Below are 7569 nucleotides of genomic sequence, written 5' to 3' on the forward strand. Positions count from 1 at the left end.
CGGTGCGGCGAGTGGGGGTCCCCCCTGCTCGAAGAGCTTGGGGGAGCGTGCATGGCGTCGCCGGGCAGACGGGAATTGTCAGACAGGCCCTAGCGCAGGGCGTCCGCAGCGGGAGATCTCACCGCGGGCCCGGCGCGGACGGGAGATGTCCGCCCCGGTGGCGTAACGCCTGCCTCCCCGGCGCGTAACACGCCCGCCGCAGGCTGGGGCCATGACGGCCTCCGTGACGCCCACCCACTGCCCGTACTGCGCCCTGCAGTGCGGGATGAACCTGACGCCCGCGCCGGGCGGCGGCGTCGCGGTGACCGAGCGCGCGGACTTCCCGGTGAACCGGGGCGCGCTGTGCGGCAAGGGACGGACGGCGCCCGCCCTGCTGTCGTCCCGGGTGCGGCTCACCTCTCCGCTCGTCCGCACCGGAGGCGTCCTGAGGCCCGCGGGCTGGGACGAGGCCCTGTCCCGGACCGCGGAGGGGCTCGCCCGTACGCGCGCGGACCACGGGCCGGACGCCTGCGGGGTGTTCGGCGGCGGCGGGCTGACGAACGAGAAGGCCTACACCCTCGGGAAGTTCGCCCGTGTCGTCCTCGGCACCTCGCAGATCGACTACAACGGCCGCTTCTGCATGTCGTCCGCGGCGGCGGCCGGTGTCAGGGCCTTCGGTCTCGACCGGGGGCTGCCCTTTCCGCTGGAGGACGTCCCGCGGACCGGCTGTGTGATCCTCGTCGGCTCCAACCTCGCCGAGACGATGCCGCCCGCGCTGCGGTTCGTCACCGAACTGAAGGAGAACGGCGGCACTTTGATCGTCGTCGACCCGCGCCGCACCCGCACGGCCGAGCAGGCGGACCTGCACCTGGCACCGCGCCCGGGGACGGATCTGGCGCTCGCACTCGGGATGCTGCACCTGGTCGTCGCCGAGGGGCGTACGGACGCGGAGTACATCCGGGACCGTACGAGCGGCTGGGAGGAGGCGCGGGCCGCGGCGATGGCGCACTGGCCGGAGTACGTGGAACGGATCACGGGGGTGTCCGTTCCACAACTCCGCCAGGCCGTCAGGATGTTCTGCGAGCCCGAGAACGCCATGGTCCTGACCGCGCGCGGGCCCGAGCAGCAGTCCAAGGGCACCGACACCGTGAGCGCGTGGATCAACCTCTGCCTGGCCACCGGGCGTTCGGGGCGGCCGCTGTCCGGATACGGCTGTCTCACCGGGCAGGGCAACGGGCAGGGCGGGCGCGAACACGGCCAGAAGGCCGACCAGTTGCCCGGCTACCGCAAGCTCACCGACCCGGCGGCACGGCAGCATGTGGCCGAGGTGTGGGGCATCGACCCCGCCACGCTGCCCGGACCCGGGCGCAGCGCGTACGAACTCCTGGACGCGATGGGGACGGACATCCGCTCCCTGCTGCTGATGGGGTCGAACCCGGTGGTGTCCGCGCCCCGCGCGGCGCACATCGAGGACCGCCTGAAGTCGCTGGACTTCCTCGCGGTCGCCGATGTCGTCCTCTCCGAGACCGCCGCGCTCGCGGACGTCGTCCTGCCGGTCGCCCAGTGGGCGGAGGAGACGGGCACGACGACGAGTCTGGAGGGCCGTGTGCTGCTGCGCCGGCGCGCGCTCAGCCCTCCCGAGGGGGTCCGCACCGACCTCGAGGTGCTGCACGAACTCGCCGCGCTCCTCGGCGTGGAGAAGGGCTTTCCCACCGACCCGGAGGAAGTCTTCGAGGAACTGCGCCGGGCGAGCGCGGGGGGTCCGGCGGACTACTCGGGGATCACCTACCACCGCCTGGCGGAGGAGAACGGGGTGTTCTGGCCCTGCCCTGCCCAGGAGGACCCCGGGCCTGCCGAGGAGACCCCGGACGCGGATCCGGCGGTCCCGCACGCGGATCGGGTGGTCGCCGGCTCCGTGGTCGGCGACGGCTCCGGTGGCGGGCTCCATCCGGGCACGCCCCGGCTCTTCCTCGACCGGTTCGCCACCGAGGACGGCCGTGCGCGGTTCGTTCCCGTGTCGCACCGGCCCGTCGCCGAGGAGCCGGACGACGAGTACCCGGTGCTGCTGACCACCGGGCGGGTGGTGGCCCAGTACCAGTCGGGGGCGCAGACGCGGCGCGTCGACGAACTGAACGCCGCCGCGCCCGGCCCGTTCGTGGAGATGCATCCGCGGCTGGCGGAACGGCTCGGCGCGGCGGACGGGGACGCCGTGACGGTGGTGTCGCGGCGCGGCCGGGCCGTCGCACCGGCCCGGCTCACGACCGCCATCCGCCCCGACACCGTGTTCATGCCCTTCCACTGGCCCGGAGAGGGCCGCGCCAACACGCTCACCAACCCGGCCCTCGACCCGGTCTCCCGGATGCCGGAGTTCAAGGCGTGCGCGGTACGGGTGGAGGCGGTACGCGAGGACTGACGCCCCACCCGGTGCGGGGCGCCGCGGTTCCCCGCCGCGCCCGGGGCGGGCGCGCCACGATCCTTGCCGTGCCCGGTGTGCACCCGTGCGGGTGGCCGTTCCGTGCGCCCCCGGAGCCGGGGCCGTTTCCGCCCCTAGGGTGCGGCCATGGCCGACCGCGACTTGACCCGACGACGTGTCCTCGCGCTCACCGGGGCGGCCGTCGGCGCCGCCCTGGGCATCGGGCTCAGCTCCTGTTCGAAGAAGACCCCCGAGCCGGGTGCGCACCCCGGCTCCCGGTCAGCGGACACACCCGAACCCACCCGGCAGTCAGGGGCCGGCTCCGGCTGATCGTCCCTGACCCGGCTGAAGGTCCCGGACCCGCCGGACGGTCCGGGCCGGAGGGTCAGGACGCCCGCTGACCGCGCCAGTCGCCGTCCTCGATCAATGCGCCGCCGGAGCGCAGGCGGGCGGCCACCGCGGGCGAGGCGACGTACACCCAGGTCCGCACGACCGTGACGCCGTCCGCGCGCACGGCGTCCCGCGCGACCCGCTCGTACAGGCCGGCCGCGTCGCCCGGCACGTACTCCTCCAACTCGTCCAGCGCCGCGAGGAGTTCCTCGTACGCCCCGGGCCGCGCGGTCACGATCTCGCCGCACACCGCGCCACCCGGCTCCTCGACGGCGTACGGGTATCCGGGCCCGGCGTACAGCACCAGCCCGCGCATCCGCCCCGGCTCCTCGGAGCGGGTACGGCCGCGCAGGAACAGGTCGTGGTTGTGTTCGCCGGGCCGCAGGGTGCCGTAGACGAAGAAGGGCAGCTCCCCCTCGCCCGGCGGCTCCCCGCCGCCGAAGGGGTCGACGGGGCTCAAGGGGCCGTCTCCTCCTCCAGCCAGCGCAGGTAGTCCGCGCTTCCCGCCACGACCGGGGTAGCGATGATCTCGGGCGTGTCGTAGTCGTGGGCGTCCAGGAGGTACTCCTCCAGCGCCGGGTAGCGCGCGGCGGTCGTCTTGAACTGGACCCTCCACTCGGAGGCCGTCTCCACGGCGCCCTGCCAGCGGTAGACCGAGGTGACCGGCCCCGAGATCTGGGCGCAGGCCGCGACCCGCGCCGCCACCGCGCCCCGGGCCAGTGCTTCCGCCTTCTCCGCCGCGTCCGTCGTGGTCAGGACGGCCAGGCAGGCCGGCAGTTCCATGAGCGCCTCCATTCGTGAGGGTACGGAAACGATTCTCGCCGCATCCCGCACGCACCCGGTCGCCTCTATGGACATGACATGTCATGCACCTTTAAATCGGAGCGGCTTTCCGTGCCTCCCCACAGGCCCTCTCCCCCACACCCTTCCCCCACACGCCTCCCCGAGGCACCTCCCCAAGGAGACCGATGAGTCGAATACGGCACATCCGCGGTTCCTCTCTCGCCACCGCCGGCGCCGCGGTGACCACGGCCACCCTGCTGGCCGCCGCGCTCGCCCCGGCCGCGAACGCCGACAGCGCGCCGACCCGGGCGACCGCGATCGAGAACGCGGCCTCGGTGCTCGCGGCCCACGCCGCGAACCTGGGTCTCACCTCGGCCCAGGGCACCACCGTCCGGGACGTCGTCGTCGACAAGGACGGCACCCAGCACGTGCGCTACGACCGGACCTACCGCGAACTCCCCGTGCTCGGCGGCGACTTCGTGGTCCACCTGACACGGGACGGTTCGTACCGCGGCGCCGACCGCGCGACGCCGAAGGCGATCTCGCTGACCAGCGTCACCCCGGAGCTCTCCGGCGCGAAGGCGGCCGGCCTCGCGGTGAACGCGCTGCGCGCCGCCAACCCCGGCGAGGCGCTGAAGCAGGTCACGGCCAGACCGCGGCTGATCGTCGACGCCCTGCACGGCACTCCGCGGCTCGCCTGGCGCACCGACGCGGTGGGCCGGGACCGACTCGGCAACCCGGTCGCGCGCACGGTCCTGACCGACGCCCGCACCGGCGCGCGGATCGACGCGTGGGACAGCGTCGAGACGGCGACGGGCGACGGCACCTCCCTCTACGGCGGCACCGTTCCGCTGGAGACGACCGCGTCCGGATCGACGTACCAGCTCAAGGATCCGACGCGCGGGAACACGTACACGGGCGACGCGGCGAACAAGACGGACCTGTGCATCTTCGGGATCTGCATCAGCCGGGCGCCCGCGACGCTCTTCACCGACGCCGACAACCACTGGGGCACGGGCACGGCCGCGGACCGCTCCTCCGCGGCGGTGGACGCGCAGTACGGCACCGACGCGACCTGGGACTACTACAAGAACGTCCACGGCCGCAACGGCATCGCGGGCGACGGCAAGGGCTCGTACAACCGCGTCCACTACGGCAAGAACTACAACAACGCCTTCTGGGACGACAGTTGCTTCTGCATGACGTACGGCGACGGTGACGGCTCGACGTTCGGACCGCTGGTCGCGCTGGACGTCGCCGGGCACGAGATGTCGCACGGGGTGACCTCGAAGACGGCCGCGCTGACGTACTCGGGCGAGTCCGGCGGCCTGAACGAGGCGACCTCGGACATCTTCGGGACCATGGTGGAGTGGTACGCGGCCAACGCCTCGGACCCCGGCGACTATCTGATCGGCGAGAAGATCGTCCGCCCGGGCTTCGGCAAACCCGCCCTCCGCTTCATGGACAAGCCCTCCAAGGACGGCAACTCGGCGGACTGCTGGAGCAGTTCGGTCGGCAACCTCGACGTCCACTACTCGTCCGGCGTCGCCAACCACTTCGCCTATCTGCTCTCGGAGGGCAGCGGGGCGAAGACCGTGGGCGGCGTCGCCTACGACTCCCCCACCTGCAACGGCGCCACGGTCACCGGCATCGGGCACGACAAGGTCGGCAGGATCTGGTACCGCGCGCTGACGGTCTACATGACCTCGTCCACGAAGTACGCGGGAGCGCGCACCGCCACGCTGAACGCGGCCAAGGATCTCTACGGGGCGGGCAGCGCCGAGTACGCCGCCGTGGCCGCGGCCTGGTCGGCGGTCTCCGTGGGCTGACCCGCGCCGGACGCCTTCCGGCCGCTCCGGCCACGGGGAGTTCCCGGTCGCCGTGGGCAGGCGCCGTCAGGTTCGCCTGCCCACGGCTCGCCATGAGCATGTCCGCCCCCGGCGGGTCCTAGTCCTCCCGCACCGGCCGGTACACGCTCACGTCCGCACCCGTCTTCGCGGTGACGGTGGAAACGTGTTCGAGCGCGCGTTTCATCCCGTCCGCGGGGAAGATCGTCTTTCCGCCGCCGAGGATCACCGGCATCCGGATGAGCTGGAGCTCGTCGACCAGGCCCTCCGCCAGCAGGGTGCGGACGAGGGTGGGGCTGCCCATCATCGCGAGGTCGCCGCCGTCGGCCGCGCGCAGCTCACGGATCCGGGCGACGGCCTCGCCGGCCGGGATGAGCGTGGTGTTGTCCCAGGCCGCCAGTTCGGCCTCGCCGAGGGTGCCGGAGACCACGTACTTGGGCAGGGAGTTCATGCGGTCCGCGAACGGGTCGCCCGCCCGCTCGGGCCACGCCCCGGCCATCGTCTGCCAGGTGCGGCGCCCGAACAGCAGCCCCTCGGCACTGGAGAGCCCGGCCGCGAACGCGCCGCCCACGACCTCCGGGTCGAAGTACGGGTGGGACCAGCCGCCGTGCGCGAAGCCTCCGTCGGTGTCCTCCTCGGGGCCGCCCGGCGCCTGCACGACGCCGTCCAGGCTGATGAACTCACTGATCACGATGCGCATGGGACTCGCTCCTCGTCGCTGTCTCGACCACGTCACGCGTTCGCGGCCGCGTCGCGCGCTCAACCGTCGCACGCGTCCGGGTCACATCGGGGAAGACCGGCGGACCCCCCGGGAATCATCGCGCCCTCCGGACGCCGCGGTGTGACGTGCCGCACACTCTGAAACACCCTGACACGCCTCCCGGCCGGCGACCAGGACCGGTCCGCGCCCTCACCCCCGAGCACCGACCCCCGACCGGCGGACGGGCGGGCGGGCGGAGCGGACGGGCCGAGCAGCGGCGGGCGAACCCGGTCACCCATTCACACCCGCGCCCCGGCCCCTTCCGATTCGCGTGCCCGGTACACCGGGCACAGACCGGTGACCTGCCGGAATGCCGGACCCCGCTCCCCCTTCCGGCCTCCCGTCTGACACCCGTTCACATCATTTCTGACGCCCCATCAGAGAGCGCCCCCGGTCATGTGCCACTTACCTCGGAAACGCAGGGGTGCGACCGACGCTGCGGCACTTGGGGGTGCCGCGGGCCGCGCCCCCTCGGAGGAGCTGGCACGATGCGACGTACCGCCCGTCTGCTGACCGGTACCGCGCTCGCCGTCGCCGTCGCGGGGCTCGCCGCCGCGCCCGTGTACGGCGGGGACACCGGAAGTCTGGAGGTGTTCCCCTCCAGCGTCGTCCCGGGCGCCGACGTCACCGTCAACACGGCCGCGTGCGGCTCGGACGGCACCGCGAGCGGGGACGCCGACGCGGTGGGCGGCGGTACCTTCACGCTCGCCGCCAGCGCGCACGAGCACGACGCGATCGGCCAGTTCCAGGTTCCGCCGAGCGCGCAGCCGGGAACGTACGAGATCGTCGCGACGTGCTCCCACGGCCGACGCGTCACCGGCGACCTCCTGGTGACGCTGGCCGCCACGCGCGAGCAGGTCCAGCCGCGCGGGCATGTGGACACGGGTGTCGGCGGCGCGCTGGGCCCCGACCCCGTACAGACCGCGGCGGGAGTGGCGGCGCTGGCCGTCGCCGCCGCGGGCGGTACCTGGCTCCTGCATCGCCGGGCGAGAGGCGACGGGATCTGACGGACACCCTCCGCTGTCCGTCCGCCGGTACCGCCGTCCCTCCCCCTCCGTGGCCCGACGCCCCTCGCGGCCCGGAGGGGGAAGGGACCGGCCCCTTCAGCACACCCCACGGCCGTCGCGGGCGCCGGCCGTTCCCGCCCCGGAAGGAATCCCGTGAGGAGGCTCGCGTGCGCCGGGTCAGCAATGCCGTCATAGCGTCGGTCACGGTCGGCGCCCTCTGCTCGGGTGCCTGGCTGCTGGGCCGCGGCGCCGAGGCGCACCCGCCGCCCCAGCCGTCCGCGGCGCAGGCGGCGGCCTCCGGGAAGCTTCTCCCGAAAGGAACTAACATGGATGAAGCTTGTAGATCCACTTATGCGTGACATATCGCAGTAATCATAATCCCCGGCAACC

7 protein-coding genes and 1 pseudogene are annotated in these 7569 nt (G+C 73.3%); 5 read left to right on the top strand and 3 right to left on the bottom strand.

The window, feature by feature from the left end; genetic code table 11:
- Positions 1-211 precede the first annotated feature (211 nt).
- Positions 212-2392: a molybdopterin oxidoreductase family protein gene (locus tag ACWEBX_RS35620; protein ID WP_451888897.1), complete on the top strand. Its 2181-nt coding sequence runs from the start codon at positions 212-214 to the stop codon at positions 2390-2392.
- A gap of 147 nt (positions 2393-2539) precedes the next feature.
- Positions 2540-2722: a twin-arginine translocation signal domain-containing protein gene (locus ACWEBX_RS35625; RefSeq protein ID WP_451888898.1), complete on the top strand. Its 183-nt coding sequence runs from the start codon at positions 2540-2542 to the stop codon at positions 2720-2722.
- A gap of 55 nt (positions 2723-2777) precedes the next feature.
- On the opposite strand, the gene ACWEBX_RS35630 is transcribed toward ACWEBX_RS35625, so the two are convergent.
- Together ACWEBX_RS35630 and cutA are read right to left on the bottom strand one after the other, a co-directional pair.
- Positions 2778-3242: a gamma-glutamylcyclotransferase family protein gene (locus ACWEBX_RS35630; RefSeq protein ID WP_451888899.1), complete on the bottom strand. Its 465-nt coding sequence runs from the start codon at positions 3240-3242 to the stop codon at positions 2778-2780.
- Positions 3239-3565: a divalent-cation tolerance protein CutA gene (gene cutA / locus ACWEBX_RS35635; protein WP_451888900.1), complete on the bottom strand. Its 327-nt coding sequence runs from the start codon at positions 3563-3565 to the stop codon at positions 3239-3241. Before cutA ends, ACWEBX_RS35630 begins: the two co-directional genes overlap by 4 nt.
- A 185-nt stretch (positions 3566-3750) precedes the next feature.
- On the opposite strand from cutA, the gene ACWEBX_RS35640 reads away from it, so the two are divergent.
- Positions 3751-5394 (top strand): M4 family metallopeptidase, encoded by a 1644-nt coding sequence (locus ACWEBX_RS35640; RefSeq protein ID WP_451888901.1) that lies wholly within the window; start codon positions 3751-3753, stop codon positions 5392-5394.
- Between the two features lie 118 nt (positions 5395-5512).
- On the opposite strand, the gene ACWEBX_RS35645 is transcribed toward ACWEBX_RS35640, so the two are convergent.
- Entirely contained in the window at positions 5513-6112 is a 600-nt protein-coding gene (locus ACWEBX_RS35645) for a dihydrofolate reductase family protein (RefSeq protein ID WP_451888902.1), read from the bottom strand.
- Between the two features lie 548 nt (positions 6113-6660).
- Between ACWEBX_RS35645 and ACWEBX_RS35650 the strand changes: the two genes are divergently transcribed.
- Together ACWEBX_RS35650 and ACWEBX_RS35655 are read left to right on the top strand one after the other, a co-directional pair.
- Entirely contained in the window at positions 6661-7179 is a 519-nt protein-coding gene (locus tag ACWEBX_RS35650) for a hypothetical protein (RefSeq protein WP_451888903.1), read from the top strand.
- Between the two features lie 167 nt (positions 7180-7346).
- A pseudogene (locus ACWEBX_RS35655) lies at positions 7347-7475 on the top strand (class F sortase); the annotation flags it as partial.
- Positions 7476-7569 lie beyond the last annotated feature (94 nt).

Source organism: Streptomyces sp. NPDC005070 (assembly GCF_053600395.1).

What these genes read in the sequence shown, in the direction of transcription:
- ACWEBX_RS35640 (WP_451888901.1), top strand. Translation starts at nt 3,751, where the DNA reads ATGAGTCGAATACGGCACATCCGCGGTTCCTCTCTCGCCACCGCCGGC.
- ACWEBX_RS35645 (WP_451888902.1), bottom strand. Translation starts at nt 6,112, where the DNA reads ATGCGCATCGTGATCAGTGAGTTCATCAGCCTGGACGGCGTCGTGCAG.
- ACWEBX_RS35650 (WP_451888903.1), top strand. Translation starts at nt 6,661, where the DNA reads ATGCGACGTACCGCCCGTCTGCTGACCGGTACCGCGCTCGCCGTCGCC.
- ACWEBX_RS35620 (WP_451888897.1), top strand. Translation starts at nt 212, where the DNA reads ATGACGGCCTCCGTGACGCCCACCCACTGCCCGTACTGCGCCCTGCAG.
- ACWEBX_RS35625 (WP_451888898.1), top strand. Translation starts at nt 2,540, where the DNA reads ATGGCCGACCGCGACTTGACCCGACGACGTGTCCTCGCGCTCACCGGG.
- cutA (WP_451888900.1), bottom strand. Translation starts at nt 3,565, where the DNA reads ATGGAACTGCCGGCCTGCCTGGCCGTCCTGACCACGACGGACGCGGCG.